Consider the following 16,657-nt stretch of genomic DNA (forward strand, 5'->3'; position numbering starts at 1 on the left):
CCTTTTATTCAGCAGCCCGGAAGTAATAACTATGTTATCTATGCAGTTACTGCAATATCTAGATGCGAAAGTTGGGGAATTTCTGCCACAAGCGCTTTACCGATTTCTAGAGAAGATGTAGCCGCAGGAGAAGGAGCATTGCAAACATGAATGGAGTTTTGACCGGAAACGATCAAAAAGTCGTCTACAAGCTTGCCATCGTTCATTAAGGCTTGAGCGCGAACTCCTGCATGGGTGGGAACTAAATCTTCTGGTTGAACTTCAGGAATTAGTTTTTGCAAACTTCTGGTAAAGGCTGCTTTACTAAAAGAACGAATGATTTCTTGAATCCCTTCATCAGCATGTTTTGCTGCCAATTTCCAGAACCCAGGATAGGTGATGACTTCAAGAAAATCTCGTAAGTCAAAGTCGGTTTTTTTGTAACCTTCGCGCTTGAGTGACAAAACCGCGTTTGGCCCTGCATGGACGCTACCATCAATCATCCGGGTAAAGTGAACACCCAAAAAGGGAAAATCTGGATTGGGAACTGGATAAATTAGAGTTTTAACCAGATAACGTTTTTCTCTTGTGAGTTCGTAATATTCTCCCCGGAATGGAACGATTTTTGCTTGGGGTTCAACTTTACCTAATTTGGCGGTGCGATCGCTATGCAATCCAGTACAATTAATTACAAAGCGGGTTTCAAAGTTACCTTTGTTTGTTTGCAGTACCTGATTTTTACCACTTGGGGAGATTTTCAGAACTTTTGTATTCAGGTATAAATCCCCGCCCTGCTCTTGAATTAGCTGGGCATATTTCAAACAAACTTGCTTGTAATTAACAATACCAGTTGAGAATACTCGAAGTCCACCTACACATTTTACGTGAGGTTCAATTTCTCTGACTTCTTCGGGGCTAATTCTCTTAACTTCTATGCCATTGTCTAAGCCACGTTTGTAGAGATTTTCTAAGCGTGGTAGTTCTTGTTCTTCTGTTGCAACAATTACCTTACCACAAACTTCATGCTCAATTCCATGCTCTTGACAAAACTCTACCATAGAGCGAGAACCGTCACGACAAAATTTAGCTTTGAAACTCCCTGGCTTGTAGTAAATACCAGAATGAATTACACCGCTATTATTGCCGGTTTGGTGAAATGCCCATTGACTCTCTTTTTCTACTACTAAAATACGAGCATTGGGATAGCGTTTTCCTAAAGCCAGCGCTGTAGAAAGCCCAACTATTCCCCCACCTATAATTGCAAAATCATACATTAGGATTATTGTACTTGAAATTACAGTAAATTTATAAAATTGGGAGTGGGGAGTGGGGAGTTAAAACTCATAACTCCTAACTCTTCTCTTACCAAACTTTCCAAGGGGCTTGAGTGCTTTTCCATAGCCCCTCTAGGTAGTTTTTATCGCGTAAAGTATCCATCGGTTGCCAAAAACCATCATGTTTGAAAGCCGATAGTTGTTCCATATCAGCTAGCTTTTCTAATGGCTCTTGCTCCCACACGGTAGAGTCATCAGCAATCAAATTGATTACTTCTGGTTCTAACACAAAATAACCGCCATTAATCCAAGCTCCATCACCTTCAGGTTTCTCTCGAAAGCTGGTGATTTTAGTTTGCTCATATCCTAAAGAAATAGCACCAAAACGTCCGGCTGGTTGAACGGCTGTAAGTGTTCCTAATGTTCTTTGTTCTTTATGAAATTTAACTAGCTCGGTGATATTAATATTACTTACACCATCACCATAAGTAAAGCAAAAAGTTTCATTACCAAGATGTTCGCTGATTCGCTTTAAGCGTCCGCCTGTCATTGTATTATCACCCGTATTTACTAAGGTGACACGCCAGGGTTCAGCATAACCAGAATGCACGTTCATCTGGTTAAATCGCATATCAAAGGTAACATCTGACATGTGTAAGAAGTAGTTAGCAAAATACTCCTTAATTATGTAACCTTTGTAACCACAACAAATAATGAAGTCATTAATGCCGTGAGCAGAGTAAGTTTTCATTATGTGCCAGAGAATTGGCTTACCACCAATTTCAACCATCGGCTTGGGTCTGATACTAGTTTCTTCACTGAGGCGTGTACCAAGTCCTCCAGCCAAAATCACCGCTTTCATACAATTACCTCGGAGATTTGTAGGGATATAATTATTTGACCGTGCCAATCTTAGATTTTAGATTTGCAATTTGGGATTAGTGATTGAATGTCACGAGCCTATGAGTTGATTTGTTCTGCCCATTTTTATAGCGGGGCATGTACTAAAAAACTCTTTTAAGTAAGTGGGTCAAATTAAATATAAAACCTCACCCTGCCTCCGGCTTCCCTCTCCAAAGCATCGGAGAGGGATTGAGGGTGAGCTTTTTTGTTATGTTTAATTACGTCTACCTACTTAATCAAAAATCCCAAATCGTTCGACTGAACGCTCACGACAAGTCCAAAATCCAAAATTGCTTGATTTTATCGACATGAAGAGGATGCACTTAGATAGAGAAAAATTGATTTATTTTTTCTTTTTCTCCGTCCATAATCTAACTATTATTTTTGCCAAAATTATGAAGGAAATATAAATTAAAATCTTTTCTATATAAAAGCTCTATGAATATTTAAAATAGGAAAATAAATTACTCAATATAAATATAATTTGTTACCCAATAAATAACTAGGGTTAGCTGACGCTAACCCTAATCAGGCTTGATTTTTGAAATCTAAACCAATAATATGCAAGTGATAAAACTTACTTTTTTCTAGTTAGTTTTTTCCACATTACTTGAAGTCTGGAATAAAGGGTCACATTTGTTTTCTACGACTACACACATGTTACTGAGTGCTTGCTGATAGTTATCCATATCAGCTTGTTCAAGAAAGATTTTGGCAGATGCCTGTATATCCTCGACAGCTTTCGCCTGATTTTTGTTAGATTCACTACCGCCATATTGTGCTAGTTCATAGCGAACCATACCTCGTTTGAGATACACTTTTGCTAGTTTGGGGCTGATAGCTAATGCTTGGTTAAAGTCAGCGATCGCTTGATGATATTCTTGCTCATAATTGCTGCTATATTGAGCAATTTGATAATAGACTACACCACGTTGGAAGTAAGCTTCTGCTTTGGATACATTAAGTTTTATGGCTTGAGAAAAATCGGAGATCGCTTTTTTGTAAGCTTGTTGAGATTCACCGCTATATTTAGCCATTTGGGTGCGGACAATTCCGCGTCTGATATAAGCTTCAGTTTCATTATTATTCAGACCAATGGCGCGATTATAGTCTGCGATCGCTAGGTTATACTCTAGATCGGGATCGTTGCTATAGTCGGCGAGCATATAGCGGGCATTACCGCGATTCACCAGAGCTTTGGTTTGATTGGGATTGATTTTGAGAGCTTGGCTATAATCTCCAACTGCTCCTTCGTAGTCTTTCATGTTATAGCGGGCATTGCCACGATTTACAATCGCTCTGGCATGTGTCGGTTCTTGTGTAATTGCTTCGCTAAAGCTGGCAATTGCTTTTTCATAATCTCGGTCTTTGTAAGCAGTATAACCCTGCTGATAGTAATCAGCGAAGCTGAGTTTGTTATTTGTCTGGCGAGACATGAGTGTTTGTTGAGTGTAAGCATTTTGGGAAACCAACGGCTGAGTAAATTTAATCATTACGTCCGCATATCCTAATAAACCAAAACCCAGCAAGCAACAAATAATCGGGTACAACTTTGACTTTTTGGAAGGTTTATAAGATGTACCGCTTGGGGTAATTACTGGCTGCCAATAATTACCTGAGTGCGGTGACATGGCTCGCTGTGGAAAATGCGGTGTCTGGGTGTAGTGCTTTTTCCGTTTGATTCGCGGTTGGAGATGTTCTCTAGCTTCTATAGCCCGATGTGATGGGAAGGGGTCGCGTCCGCCTAATCGCACGGTACGTTCACACCACGGACAGCTACGCATGTGGTTGTTGTAGCGATGCTGAGGATTTGTCGTGCAGGTAATCAGGGAATCTTCGGCTTCAGCAATTGCTGATACCCAAGCCTGGGCACTGGGGCGCAACTGTGGGTTGTTGTGACCCTCTTCAAAACAACGGACAAATAGTTCTTGTAAGCTGGGATGAAGAATTTCCCAAGGCGGTGCAATCGGTGTCGGCAGGTAGGGTACGTAACGCTTTTGGCTGTAAGTAAAATGACCCGATGCAATGCGGGCTTCGTAGGGCGGTGGCTCAATAGCGCCTTGAAAAATTCCCGAAAATGGGTGGGTGCCTTCCATTAAGAGTTGAAATACTAGCACCGCTAACCCAAATAAATCGTGAGAAATTTCGCGATCGTGCTGGGCAAAAGTTTTATTCTGTAGTTCTGGTGGGGTAAACTCTGGTTTACCTACTGGGCAGCGATAAACAACATTGGTGTTTGGGTCGAGTACTTGGAAAGAGTCTGTGTCTATCAAAGTCACCAGTGCTGTGTCACTGACGAGGATATTTGACTCGTTCACATCACCAATGCAATATCCACTTGCGTGCAAAGCGGCAATTGCCGCCGCTAAGTTACGAGCCGTGCGGAGCAGGTACTGATAGTTGAATAGGGGGCAGTGTTGGCGGCGGGTTCTGGGGTTGTAAAAGTCGATGATTGGACGCATCCCTTGAATCCGTGGCATCAAAAAACCCAGGATGAAATTTTTGCCATCTGCCGCCCGTAATAAATCCTCTGGCCAAGCGATAGAAATATGCCCTAAACTCGCCGTTGGGTTTTCTGGCGGGTTGGCAAGCATCGCTTGCAGTTTATCAGCATGGGCAGTCGTTGGCTTGTGGTAAATCTTTGCCACCAAGTTGTTATCAGATGGCACCGCATAAACACAAGCCTCACCACCACGTCCCAAACTGACATTGAGACTGAGGATTTCTTTTCTAGGGGAACAACGTAGTACCTGCATAATGAAATTACCGCTAACGGAGTTATTGTAAAATGTGAAACCTGTAAATTTTTTGCTTATGAGTTGTTGAATGCAGCTATAATGAGTGTCAAATCATCATCAGTGCGTTGCGTAATCCGCTCTGAGCGTAAAAACTTTACCAACTGCTCCTTCGCTTCTGTCTTATCCTCGGCATTAGCTACAAATTCAAACAGGGGAAAAAAGAAGGGTTTGTGAGGTTCGCCTACAACCATATTCAAAGCCAGCATTTGTAGTCCGTCGGTGATGATGCCAACATTTACTATGTCTGTGCGCCAGACTCTCATCTGCGCTGTATCTAAGGCAGTAGGTGAAGTTAAAAAAGTTGTTTCGTTGATGTATTCGCCGCTATCAGGTATGGTAAGTGCCAACAGATTGCCCATGCTATCTTTTGCCACTGCCAAACCATCACCTATTTGCATTACAGCTACAACTTCTGGTGTAGCAACCATCACAATTAAGGTAGTTGCTAAATCTTGAGGTTGTTTGTCACAAGTAGCTGCCTCATCCTCTACAGCTTTTTTGGCGGCTAGTATGGCATCATTTAAGAGCGATCGCACATAAGCATCATCAGTCAAAATTTTCCGGGTGAGTTTAAGAGTGGAAATGTTTTCTATTGCTGTCTCCACAGCAATCATCGCTCCCACTTTCCCAAGGCTAGCAGAACCCGCGCCATCTGCTGCCGCCGCCACTAAAATGTTATCTGATAATACCTGCCAGTGATGAGCATCCTGACATAACTGATTGTTTTTTAAGTGACTTGTACCACATACAGACGCAGCCACAATCCGCCATTGAGCAATCTGTTTTGATATGTTCATAGATTTTTTTCCAGCAGCTAGCTGTGTAAACATCAAGCTGCAATTTTAAATTAAACAGTCCCCCAACCAATCGGCGGTAGTGCTACCTGTTCGTCCACCTGTGAATGGGAAACAGCCGACATACTAGTTGACAGCCAGACAAACATCTCGATAAAATTTAATCCTTTAAGCTTTAAGGGTGTACGCACAGCTATTTGATTTAAACGAGTCATATTCGCATTTTCTACACCTACTGTAAAAAATGCCACGCGTTTATTTGCTTCATCTCCCTGTAGGCGCTGGGATGCTTGCTCTACCACATGCTCTAACTCGCCTTGTGGTTCTCCATCGGTAATCATAAATACCCAAGGACGATAGTAAGCAATCCCATTGGCACGATACTGAGATTTCCGCTCTTGAATTATGTCTAAAGCTTTATGAATTCCTGCACCCATCGTAGTTAATCCCTGAGCTGTCAAAATTGGCGGATTGAATTGATCGGCAGTCACAAAGTCTTGTACTACATTGATATTACTATCAAATGTGACGATCGCCACTTCCACCCGTCTTGCCGCTAAAGAATTTTTGACTAATTCATCCTTTAAACTTAGTAAACCCTGATTTAAAGCCTCAATCGGGTCTCCTTGCATCGAGCCAGATGTGTCTAGTAACAGTACACAAGGACAACGTGGTTCTGGGTTCTCAGCAAATTCTACTACTTCATCAAGTCTTAATGTATCATCCATAACTTTTTGTGTTATGTTAAAGTTCAAAGCATTATTTCCTTTTTCTCAGTGTATATAATTCCAGTCGCCTCGGCGACTTACAGAATATAGTAGCTAGTGGTAGATGCTCTAATTTTTATTAAACAATTTTTTTTCATGAAGTTCTCGACATATTTAAGAAGAACTTGAGGACAGCTTGGTTTAGCAAAAAAGAGTTTATCAAAACGCAGCATTCACTGTTGTAAGGTATCTACCCAAAAATTATATCCATTAACCCTACAGTACAATAAATACGTAAACTTTCCTAGATAACTTTTTAAAGATTTTATGTAGAATAATTCTTATTTTACATAAAATTAATTAACCATAATTAAGCTCATTAGCTCTATAACTATAGCAGTGTAACTGCGAGAACTTTGAGTAAAACTTACCCCTTTAAGTGAGTGGGCATAAATAAACATCATTATTAAGGTGTTTACTCAATAGTTGTCGGTAGTAAGTAAAATCTAGAAGTAACTAATATCTACTGATAGTCTAGCTATGATGGTTGTTTACGTTTATTCCTACCCACTTACTTTTTTTTTTGAGATAGATGAATTAAGTAGAAGGTGCTAAATGTAACAAAAATTTTCTAAGAGTTGATTTTTTTATATATACATATCTTAAAATTAATATTTTGTCCGGAGAGAAATATTACAAAGAAGAAAATATTTCATCTGATATTTTCAATTTACAAATGTTCGGTTGTTGATTCCGCAAAAAACTTGATAAATATGAATAATTCTGGTGCATTCACCAAACTACGCCCTCTAAGTTTGTTAAGACAGTTATCCAATTGCTCCGACAGTACTTGTTTGCAAGCATTGAGTAACTCAGTTACTTGGTCGATTTACCTAGAACAGGGAAGAATAACCTACGCTACCCATTCAGTGGAACCTTTTGACCGACTAGAACGTTATTTGCGTCGCCTCAGCCAGCAAATTCCCCTGCTTACCAGTGAAGTTCGTGTTCAAGTACGCCTAATGTTTGAACCTGATGCACACCTTCAGTTAATCGAAGATGACAGCAATTCCAGAAGCCACCCTCCTGAGTATCAGGCTATATCCTGGCTTGTTAGTCAACAATATTTACATTCTACACAAGCAGCAGTGCTGATTCAAGAATTAGTTCAAGAGGTAATTGAATCATTTTTGCTTATCAAAGAAGGAACTTATAATTTAACAGAACCACTTAATAGAATGGCAATGATTTGCAGGCTAGATGTAGAGAAAATTTTAGAACGTTGCCAAGTAAAATTACAAAAGTGGCAAGCTTTTGTTCCCCAAATTTATTCTCCATATCAACGTCCATATCTGTTGATTAACAGCAAAATTCAGGAAAAAGATTTACCAAAACTCCAGCCAGCTTTAACTACTTGGATGAAGGGTTTCAGCCTCTGTCATCTGGCGGTTATTTTGAATCAAGATGAAATTCAACTGGCTCACATTTTATACCCTTACATAGTTAATGGTGCCATTATTTTGCATGAAGCCGATCCACCTTATGATAAATTACCAAAGGTATTTGAGGAGCGATGTCTAGGACGGGCTACGCCTACGCTTTTGTCAAAATTCATAAAAGAGTTAGTTGACACCAACAAAAAACTAAGTACCACCGTCAACTCTTACCTAGATATTTCTGAAGAGAATATAGCTCCTGTTCAACGATTACCACAGATTTCTCCTCATTTAAAAGAGAACTTTCAGGAACCAACAATATCAAATAGCATAAATCTTGCTTCCCAAATAGTAACGGCTGCTACTGTAACGGCACAAAAAGTCCACAAAATTGTTTCTGTAGATGATAGCCCCACAATTCTCAAAGAAATTAGCCGTTTCTTAGAAAATGAAAGTTTTTCTGTAGTGACTATCAACGATCCACTAAAAGCCGCTTTATCAATTATAAGGCACAAACCTGATTTAATTTTGTTGGATTTAAACATGTTAGGAATTGATGGTTATGAATTGTGCCGGATTATACGAAATAATTCTATATTTCAGAAGACTCCTATCATTTTTGTCACTGGGAATAAAGGGATTGTAGACAAAGTAAAAGCCAAACTAGTTGGGGCATCTGGATATTTGACTAAACCGTTTACTCGCGCCGAATTACTGAAAATAGTTTTTATGCATTTGACCTAAATTAATCAATCCAATGAGTTTTTTCGGCACATTACTTTGTGCGATAATCTATACATGACTACTAATCTAGAAATTGACGAAACCTTAATTAAAGAGAGCTACTCGAACTTGGTGGTCATCCAACTAAGGATGCCGTTGTAGAAGAGGCATTACGAGAGTATGTACAACGTCGAAAGCAACTAAAAATTCTGGAGCTATTTGATACAATTGAATACGACGATGATTATGACTACAAGCAACAATGCCGGAGTCGATGAAAGTCATTGTTGATACTTTTGAGCGCCCAAGCGCTCACTACAAACCAAGCATTGTTGACTTGGCGGATTACTAGCTGTACGCTACTTAACCCTGCACTCAAGTTAAGTAAGTCGGCGAGAAAAAAGCAAACTATGTAACGAAAAGTAAAATCTCTGTATTTGGCTCGTAGTTGCGCCCTCTTGCGCTTTAGCCCAACTACAAACCAGTGATGATTATTTGGGCCGACTTACTTAGAGATTTTAATCTCATGCGATGTCTACGAGGGGCTATTCGGCGTCGCACCTAACAACCTAACAGATAATAATTCGCCCAAAGTCTTGTAAAATCGTGGTTATTGCTCATCGCAAAAAGCTGGGCTTGTTGAGAATATAGAAAAAATAATGTCCCTTTTACATAATGTAATAATTGCTTAACTATGGAGTAATAATGCTAAAAAGTAAAACTAGAGTGAATCTTCAAGATAAATTAAGCAACGAATTATTTTAAAAGTGCTGTTGAAGTTCTTGAAATAAAAGCAAAGCTTGTGTATTTAGATTGCTGGTTTTATGGGATTCTAGCCTAAGCGTGAGAAGCCAAACGGCTCTCAATCGTAATGGTTATGCAAGCGATGTCTACGACGGGTTATTCGGCGTCGCACAAAAATTAGCTAATTGGGTTTTGTGTTTTAAAGGTTCACTCTAGCAGAAAACAGAACAATTTATAAGCCTGCTTTCTGGCTCAACTAATAAAAATTCTTGACTATGGAGTATAAAAAATGAAAAGTGTAGTGAGCGCAGCGGTTATATTAACATTTATTGGTGGAGGAAATTGCCTTCCTAGCTATGGACTATTATCAAATATCAAGCCTTCAAGCATAGAAGTCCAATCAATTACTCAAGGTAATCATCAAAAATTGATGGCTAGAGTGGGAACTAGTTTAGATACTCCATTTTATCTTAAATATGGAAAGACAGCTTATCTGTCCACTGAAAATATTGAAATAAAACTTTCAAAAGTTATCCAGGATTCTCGGTGTCCAACTAAAGTAACTTGTATTTGGCAAGGGCAAGTTATTATTGGATTAGACATTATAAAAAATGGTAAGCAAGTTTCAACATTAATGCTAACCCTTATCCCAGGTCGTGATTCTTTACCAATTCAATTTTTAGATAACTATTCGGTGAGATTGCTAGAGGTTTCCCCGTACCCACAGAGCGAAAAGATGATCGATATCAAAGACTACATTGCTACAATTGTTGTTAGTAGAAACTAGATGAACTCAGTATTTACTTATTTTTACGCCGACTTACTTATTTAGGACTTACGCAAAACTACACGCGATCTGGGGCAATTCATGAATTGCCCCTACCTCAAACGTAGTACGATTGTTCAAGTGAAAGGGTACGCCTTGCGGGATGAGTAGCCATCGATCGCTAGTAGGCACCCTAAAATGAGAACAAAAGACGATTCCTAAAAAAAGCACACTCCATGCGTATTTCTCTAAATTGGCTGCGCGAACTAGTAGAGATAAAACTTAGTCCAGAAGAATTAGCTGAAACCCTTACAATGGCTGGGTTTGAGGTAGAAGAAATTGAAGACCGCCGTACTTGGGCAAATGGCGTGGTTATCGGGAAAGTGCTTGAGCGTCAACCCCATCCCAACGCGGATAAATTGAGTGTTTGCCAAGTAGACATCGGTACAGGTGAGACTTTAAATATTGTTTGTGGCGCTGCCAATGTCAAGGCAGATATATATGTGCCAGTCGCAACTACGGGTACTTACTTACCCAACATCGATTTAAAAATTAAACCTGCAAAACTGCGTGGTGTTCCATCTCAGGGGATGATTTGTTCTTTAAAAGAACTCGGTTTACCCACCGATGTAGAGGGAATTCATATTTTTACTCAAGAAAATTTACCATTGGGTAGTGATGTGCGGCCGTTGTTGGGTCTAAATGATGTAATTTTAGATTTGACTGCAACTGCTAATCGCGCTGATGCTTTGAGTATGGTAGGCGTAGCGCGGGAAGTAGCAGCTTTAACTGGTGGAAAGTTGAGCATTCCTGAACCGGGTGAAGTCTCTATTACCAAAAGTGGGGGAAATTTAACTTTAAAAATTGCCGATACCCAAGCTTGTCCGGCATATATTGGTACGGTAATTGAACAGGTTAAAATTGCTGCATCTCCCGAATGGTTGCAACAACGTTTGCGGGCGGCTGGGGTACGTCCCATAAGTAATGTGGTGGATATTACTAACTACGTTTTGTTGGAATGGGGACAACCACTGCACGCCTTTGATGGCGATCGCCTACAATCTCTTACAAGTGGCGAAAATTTAACAATTGGCGTCCGCTTTGTCAATAATGGCGAATCCCTCAAAACCCTGGATGGACAAACTCGCACCCTCTCAACCCAAAATTTATTAATTACCGCCAACGACAAACCCGTTGCACTGGCGGGAGTCATGGGTGGGGAAGAAACAGAAGTTCATCAAGGAACTCAAAGGCTAGTTTTAGAAGCAGCTTTATTTGATTCTGTAGCAATTCGCCGTTCTTCGCGGAGTGTAGGTTTAAGAAGTGAGGCTTCTGGAAGATATGAACGGGGAGTTAACCGGGCTGAATTGGAAATAGCTAATCGCCGCGCCTTATCGTTAATTAGCGAATTGGCTAGTGGAATTCTTGTTCAGCAGGAAATTGCCGACACTCGCCCCGATCGCTCTACTTGGAGTCGTTCGATCGCCCTGCGTTTAGACCGAGTTAATCAAATACTCGGCCCAATCGATTTGGGAGAGGACACAGGTGAACTGCAAGGACAAGACGTAGAGCGCATCCTGACTGCATTGGGATGTAATTTGACTTCTTCAGGTGAAGATAGCAACCATCAACCCACATGGTCAGTTTCCGTACCACCCTATCGTTACCGCGACTTAGAGCGAGAAATTGATTTAATTGAAGAAATCGCCCGTCTCTATGGTTACAACAAATTCTGTGATACTTTACCAGAAAAAGCCGAAGCTGGTTATCTACCTTTAGATGAGGAATTGATTCGCAAATTACGAGCTTTCTTTCGGGCTGAAGGATTGACAGAATTAATTCACTATTCTTTAGTGAAACCAGGAGAAGACAGAAATATAGTTCTGTCAAACCCATTATTTGTTGAATATTCAGCACTGCGAACCAATTTGATCTCTGGGTTAATTGATGCCTTTCAATACAATTTAGAGCAGGGTAATGGTGCCCTTAACGGTTTTGAAATCGGGCAAATTTTCTGGCAAGAAGAAGACGGTTTGCAAGAAACACAAGCGCTGGCGGGGATTATGGGAGGCGATCGCACACTTGGCAAATGGTCAAAAAGTGGACGCGAAGAACCCGTTACTTGGTTTGAAGCCAAAGGCATTTTAGAAAGTGTATTTCGGCAACTGGGCTTGGAGGTAGAATTTCAACCCGATCGCCGCGATGATCGCTTACATCCAGGGCGCACCGCTTCTCTGTGGATTGGGGGTAACAGGCTGGGTATTTTTGGACAACTCCATCCGCAATTGCGACGAGAAAAAGGTTTACCAGATTCCGTTTATGTTTTCCAGTTGGATCTAGATGTGCTTTTAGAATCTCTAGGACAAGATGAAATACTCGTCCCAACATTCAGTCCATATTCTACCTATCCAGCCAGCGATCGCGACATCGCCTTTTTCGCACCTGTGAAAATCTCAGTTGCTGAAATTCAAAAAGTAATTACCAAAGCGAGTAAAGATTTGCTCGAATCGGTAGAATTATTTGATCAATATCTTGGCGAAAATGTCCCCGAAGGCCAGAGAAGTTTAGCATTCCGTTTAGTTTATCGGGCTAGCGATCGCACCCTCACTGAGGCAGAAGTCGAACCAGTACACAATAAAGTTCGTGAAGCCTTGGTGGAAAAATTCGGCGTAAACCTGAGAAGTTAGAAGTTACGAGTTTTTTCGTCACCCCTCCCCAAAGCATCTACCGTAATTACCCCCCTTAATCCCCCCGATGCATTGGGGAAAACCGGAAAATCCAGTTCCCTCCCCAATGCATCGGGGAGGGTTAGGGTGGGGTAAAACCGATGACGCGAAAAACCAGGTGTGTCAACTATTCCAGACTTGTGTATACAGGCTAGCCCCTTAGCAAGTGGAGGGGTGCAGTGACTGTAGGAATGATAACTAATTATGCGGACATCATAGAAATAGCTACCGCGATCGCATTTGCTATTTTGGCGTATACATTTGCTATTTTGGCGAAGCCCAAAAAGTTTAAAGCCTTAATGTTTGAAAAAACTCGCTTATTTTGCGGTCGTGATTTTGTTTTCAATGCTATTCAAGACTTTTTCAAAACTCAAGCTAAGGGTTATTTTACTGTGATTGGGGATGCAGGGATGGGTAAAAGTGCGATCGCAGCTAAATACGTTTTAGCTACTAGATACCCTTGTTATTTTAATGTTTTCGCAGAAGGACGCAACAAACCCGAAAAGTTTTTAGCCAGTATTCGTAAACAGTTAATTAAGATTTGTTCCCTCCAAAATGCAGACAATACTGCAACAATTTTTACATTTAGAATCAAGAGCAGCAGAAATCAATTATAGTATTTATCATGCTAATTTTCGTAATTGGTTGAGGCAACAAATTGCAGACCTGTAGAGAAAAAGAAATTTCGCGTCTCTACCATTTGGTGTGTCTACGATTTGGCGTCTCTACCAATTAACCAGTAGGAGTAACAAGGAATTATGCCTAAATATGTACTTTGGGGGACTTACTGCGAAGACGTTCTCGAAAAACGCGCCCCCCACCGTCAAGCTCATTTAGACGGATTAGCAAAACAAAAAGAATCGGGTGTACTGATTACCATCGGCCCCACCAAAGATGTCACAAAAGTTTTTGGGATTTACGAAGCCGAAGACGAAGCCACCGTGCGCCAGTTGATTGAAAATGACCCCTACTGGAAAAACGGCATCTGGACTGAATATTCTATGAAAGAATGGATTCAAGCTTTTTAAATTAGGTATGGGGCATGCCCAATGCCCCATCCCCCATGTCCAATGCCCACATAATTATGAAAATTTGGCAGGTTGATTTTTATCGTCGTCCCTCACAAGATGCATCTGGACAAGTTGTATGGGAGTTGTTAATTTGTGACGCAACTCGCAGCTTTGAGTATGAAGGTAGCTGTCTCCAGTCAGCAGCGAATTCTAACTGGGTTGCTGCTCAACTTGAGCTAGCCGCAGGTGAAAAACTGCCAGATGTGATTCAGGTATTTCGTCCTCAGTCACTAAGCTTAATTGAGGCGGCGGGACGCAATTTAAGTATTAATGTCGAACCTACCCGCCAGACCTTAGCGTTAAAGCAGTGGTTACAAGAAAAGCAATATCCCTCAACCCTGGATAAACCACCCCCAGCACCATTACCAGAAAACCTCTGGGGAGAACAATGGCGTTTTGCAAGTTTAGCTGCTAGTGATATAGAAACGAGTTTTAGCGATCGCCCCATTCCCATTTTGCACCTCCCAGAACATCGCAAACCCATCAATTTGGGTTTGGCATCAACAGTCCCCGTCCCTGGTGTAATAATTTATGGTGGACGCCAATCGATGCGCCTAGCACGGTGGTTGCAGCAAGCCCGTCCCGTAGCCTTGAATTACATATCTGGCGCACCAGACGGCTTAATATTAGAAGCTGGCTTGGTGGATAGATGGATTGTTGCCACTTTTGAAGATCCAGAAGTTACAACAGCAGCCCAAGCATTTGAACAACGAAAAAAGCATTGCCGAGGCTTGCATTTTTTGTTAGTCCAACCCGATGATTCCGGGATGACTTATAGCGGCTTTTGGTTGTTGCGGGCAGAAGATTGATATTAATTGCCAAAAATATTTATCCGCTTAATTTCTATAGCTAAAAAAGATCATGAAAGTCACAATTACCTTAGAAGAAGACATTCTGCAATTTGTAGATCGTTATGCACAGCGAAATCGTAGTGCATACATCAATACACTGCTAGCAGAACACCGCCGCCAAATTTTAGCAGCAGAAATGATTACAGCGCTCAAGCAGGATGCTGAAGATCCAGAATATCAAGCTGAAATTGCTGCTTGGGATAGCCTTGCTGGAGATGGCATGAATATTTGGGCTATCACTTCCTGAGCCACAGCTTTAACTACATTAATACTCACAGAATTTCCTAGTTGATGGTAAGCCTTATCATCATTTGGATGAAGTATAAAGCTATCAGGAAAACCTTGGAGCCTTGCAGCTTCTCGCGGAGTTAGCCGCCGCACTCTCTGATTATGATAAACTCCCAATCTATTAGCATCACTAGCAACCAACGTTACCGAAATATTATTTGGATCTACAAACTTATAAACTTCAAATGAAAAGTTACCCGATAAAGGTTTATATTTATGATTAATAAGCTTTAAATATTTTTTTGTAACTAGTGAATTCAAAATTCCCCCTAAATTGGGATGTTCAAAAAAGCTAGCTATTTGCTCTTTAGTTAATAGCTTGCCATCTTGTTCTTGTCCAAATACTTTATTCCGTCTCTTTAATATGAAACGGTTCATTAGTTGAATTTCCTCGGCACTACACTCACCACGCAATCCTAAATCCCAGGAATGAATAGAGTTTCCACCCCGATAATCAATCAGCCTCATCCCATGTAAGCGATTTAAATCATTATTAAATATTCGTTTCAAAGCATTGACAAACTTTGGTGAACAATCATACTTTTCATCTGGGTTACTTTCCAAAATATCGGCGACAGTCACATATTTTTTTGGTGGGTAAAACAAAGATAACTGCTGAGGATTATATGAATGAGAGTCTTTAGGCCCAACATCAGAAATTAATTCAAAAGTAGGAGAAGCATTTAAAATTCCTACCAAATAAACGCGGACACGATTTTGCGGTAAGCTAAAGTTTGCACTGTTCAGTAAAAAAGCATGAAAACTATATCCTCTTTTTTGAATTTCATGCTTAATTGTTGCTAAAGTTCGTCCTTGATCGTGACTATAAAGCCCTCGGACATTTTCAAAAATAAAAGCTTGTGGTTTATAGGTATCAAGTAATCTGGTTATTTCAAAAAATAGTGTGCCTCGTGTATCAACAAAGCCTTCTTTTTTACCAGCATGAGAAAAAGACTGACAAGGAAATCCAGCTAATAAAAATTCATGTTCTGGTAGTTGATCAATTAATCGAATGTCACCTAATGCTTTTTGACCAAAGTTTTTTTCATAAACTAATTGAGCATCTGTATTGATTTCGCTGCTTAAAACGCATTCACTTTCTATATTTAAAGAATCAGCCGCCTGTTCAAAGGCTAATCTAATTCCCCCTATTCCTGAAAATAAATCTACAAACCGAATTTTATCCATAGATACTAAGTTAGTTTTTCCGGCATTTGTTGGGGAACACGAATGTTCAACCCAACCTAGAATTATCCTTAACCCAAACGTATTCCCTTAGGGACTTCCAACAAATAAATTACTCCAGAAGAAGTAGTTGAGTATTTTTTTATTTGGAAGTCCCTTATCATCACCATTTAATTATTAAGTAAGTGGGCGAAAATAATCATCACTGGCTCGTAGTTGCGCTTTAGCGCTAAAGCGCAACTACGAGCCAAATACAAAGATTTTACTTTTCGTTACATAGTTTGGTTTTATCTTGTCTAGCTACTTAGTAATATTATTGTTGACACTAAAAAGCGCCCTCCCTTTTGGGAGAGCGCTTTATTATTTAGCTAAACTTCAGAATTAACCGTTGATAGCAGGAGCGGTAAGAGCTA

At 40.4% G+C, this 16,657-nt stretch carries 13 protein-coding genes and 1 pseudogene; 8 read left to right on the forward strand and 6 right to left on the reverse strand.

Features of this window, described 5'->3' with window-relative positions; genetic code table 11:
* Positions 1-38: 38 nt before the first annotated feature.
* From lhgO to V7K32_RS25075, 5 genes are all read right to left on the reverse strand, one after another.
* Positions 39-1,253: an L-2-hydroxyglutarate oxidase gene (lhgO, locus tag V7K32_RS25055; RefSeq protein ID WP_334997035.1), complete on the reverse strand. Its 1,215-nt coding sequence runs from the start codon at positions 1,251-1,253 to the stop codon at positions 39-41.
* 88 nt (positions 1,254-1,341) lie between these two features.
* Positions 1,342-2,115, reverse strand: coding sequence for a glucose-1-phosphate cytidylyltransferase (rfbF, locus tag V7K32_RS25060; RefSeq protein WP_334997037.1), 774 nt, complete (start codon positions 2,113-2,115; stop codon positions 1,342-1,344).
* Positions 2,116-2,743: 628 nt separating this feature from the next.
* Entirely contained in the window at positions 2,744-4,912 is a 2,169-nt protein-coding gene (locus tag V7K32_RS25065; RefSeq protein WP_334997039.1) for a tetratricopeptide repeat protein, read from the reverse strand.
* 56 nt (positions 4,913-4,968) lie between these two features.
* Positions 4,969-5,751, reverse strand: a complete 783-nt coding sequence (locus tag V7K32_RS25070; protein WP_334997041.1) for a PP2C family serine/threonine-protein phosphatase — start codon at positions 5,749-5,751, stop codon at positions 4,969-4,971.
* A gap of 50 nt (positions 5,752-5,801) precedes the next feature.
* A complete protein-coding gene (locus tag V7K32_RS25075) occupies positions 5,802-6,476 on the reverse strand; it encodes a vWA domain-containing protein (protein ID WP_334885512.1) in 675 nt (224 codons plus the stop codon).
* 752 nt (positions 6,477-7,228) lie between these two features.
* Here V7K32_RS25075 and V7K32_RS25080 point away from each other — a divergent pair.
* The 8 genes and pseudogenes from V7K32_RS25080 to mazE all read left to right on the forward strand — a co-directional run bounded on the left by V7K32_RS25080 (position 7,229) and on the right by mazE (position 15,018).
* Positions 7,229-8,635, forward strand: coding sequence for a response regulator (locus tag V7K32_RS25080; protein WP_334997043.1), 1,407 nt, complete (start codon positions 7,229-7,231; stop codon positions 8,633-8,635).
* A gap of 146 nt (positions 8,636-8,781) precedes the next feature.
* A pseudogene (locus V7K32_RS25085) lies at positions 8,782-8,892 on the forward strand (type II toxin-antitoxin system VapB family antitoxin); the annotation flags it as partial.
* Between the two features lie 755 nt (positions 8,893-9,647).
* On the forward strand, positions 9,648-10,145 hold the full coding sequence (locus tag V7K32_RS25090) for a hypothetical protein (protein ID WP_334997045.1): 498 nt from the start codon (positions 9,648-9,650) through the stop codon (positions 10,143-10,145).
* Between the two features lie 215 nt (positions 10,146-10,360).
* On the forward strand, positions 10,361-12,811 hold the full coding sequence (gene pheT / locus V7K32_RS25095; protein WP_334997047.1) for a phenylalanine--tRNA ligase subunit beta: 2,451 nt from the start codon (positions 10,361-10,363) through the stop codon (positions 12,809-12,811).
* Positions 12,812-13,041: 230 nt separating this feature from the next.
* Positions 13,042-13,467 carry a hypothetical protein gene (locus V7K32_RS25100; RefSeq protein ID WP_334997049.1) on the forward strand — a complete coding sequence of 142 codons (426 nt, stop codon included), beginning with the start codon at positions 13,042-13,044 and terminating at the stop codon, positions 13,465-13,467.
* A gap of 141 nt (positions 13,468-13,608) precedes the next feature.
* On the forward strand, positions 13,609-13,878 hold the full coding sequence (locus V7K32_RS25105; RefSeq protein ID WP_334997051.1) for a YciI family protein: 270 nt from the start codon (positions 13,609-13,611) through the stop codon (positions 13,876-13,878).
* Between the two features lie 56 nt (positions 13,879-13,934).
* Entirely contained in the window at positions 13,935-14,729 is a 795-nt protein-coding gene (locus V7K32_RS25110) for a Tab2/Atab2 family RNA-binding protein (protein WP_334997055.1), read from the forward strand.
* 49 nt (positions 14,730-14,778) lie between these two features.
* Entirely contained in the window at positions 14,779-15,018 is a 240-nt protein-coding gene (mazE, locus tag V7K32_RS25115) for a type II toxin-antitoxin system MazE family antitoxin (RefSeq protein WP_334997057.1), read from the forward strand.
* Here the strand turns inward: mazE and dcm are convergent.
* On the reverse strand, positions 14,949-16,247 hold the full coding sequence (dcm, locus tag V7K32_RS25120; protein ID WP_334997053.1) for a DNA (cytosine-5-)-methyltransferase: 1,299 nt from the start codon (positions 16,245-16,247) through the stop codon (positions 14,949-14,951). The two genes, mazE and dcm, sit on opposite strands and share 70 nt — an antisense overlap.
* Positions 16,248-16,657 lie beyond the last annotated feature (410 nt).

Origin of the sequence: Nostoc sp., assembly GCF_036917635.1 — a bacterium.
Classification (GTDB): Bacteria; Cyanobacteriota; Cyanobacteriia; order Cyanobacteriales; family Nostocaceae; genus Nostoc.

What these genes read in the sequence shown, in the direction of transcription:
- V7K32_RS25100 (WP_334997049.1), top strand. Translation starts at nt 13,042, where the DNA reads ATGATAACTAATTATGCGGACATCATAGAAATAGCTACCGCGATCGCA.
- dcm (WP_334997053.1), bottom strand. Translation starts at nt 16,247, where the DNA reads ATGGATAAAATTCGGTTTGTAGATTTATTTTCAGGAATAGGGGGAATT.
- pheT (WP_334997047.1), top strand. Translation starts at nt 10,361, where the DNA reads ATGCGTATTTCTCTAAATTGGCTGCGCGAACTAGTAGAGATAAAACTT.
- V7K32_RS25065 (WP_334997039.1), bottom strand. Translation starts at nt 4,912, where the DNA reads ATGCAGGTACTACGTTGTTCCCCTAGAAAAGAAATCCTCAGTCTCAAT.
- lhgO (WP_334997035.1), bottom strand. Translation starts at nt 1,253, where the DNA reads ATGTATGATTTTGCAATTATAGGTGGGGGAATAGTTGGGCTTTCTACA.
- rfbF (WP_334997037.1), bottom strand. Translation starts at nt 2,115, where the DNA reads ATGAAAGCGGTGATTTTGGCTGGAGGACTTGGTACACGCCTCAGTGAA.
- V7K32_RS25110 (WP_334997055.1), top strand. Translation starts at nt 13,935, where the DNA reads ATGAAAATTTGGCAGGTTGATTTTTATCGTCGTCCCTCACAAGATGCA.
- V7K32_RS25090 (WP_334997045.1), top strand. Translation starts at nt 9,648, where the DNA reads ATGAAAAGTGTAGTGAGCGCAGCGGTTATATTAACATTTATTGGTGGA.
- V7K32_RS25080 (WP_334997043.1), top strand. Translation starts at nt 7,229, where the DNA reads ATGAATAATTCTGGTGCATTCACCAAACTACGCCCTCTAAGTTTGTTA.
- V7K32_RS25105 (WP_334997051.1), top strand. Translation starts at nt 13,609, where the DNA reads ATGCCTAAATATGTACTTTGGGGGACTTACTGCGAAGACGTTCTCGAA.
- V7K32_RS25075 (WP_334885512.1), bottom strand. Translation starts at nt 6,476, where the DNA reads ATGGATGATACATTAAGACTTGATGAAGTAGTAGAATTTGCTGAGAAC.
- V7K32_RS25070 (WP_334997041.1), bottom strand. Translation starts at nt 5,751, where the DNA reads ATGAACATATCAAAACAGATTGCTCAATGGCGGATTGTGGCTGCGTCT.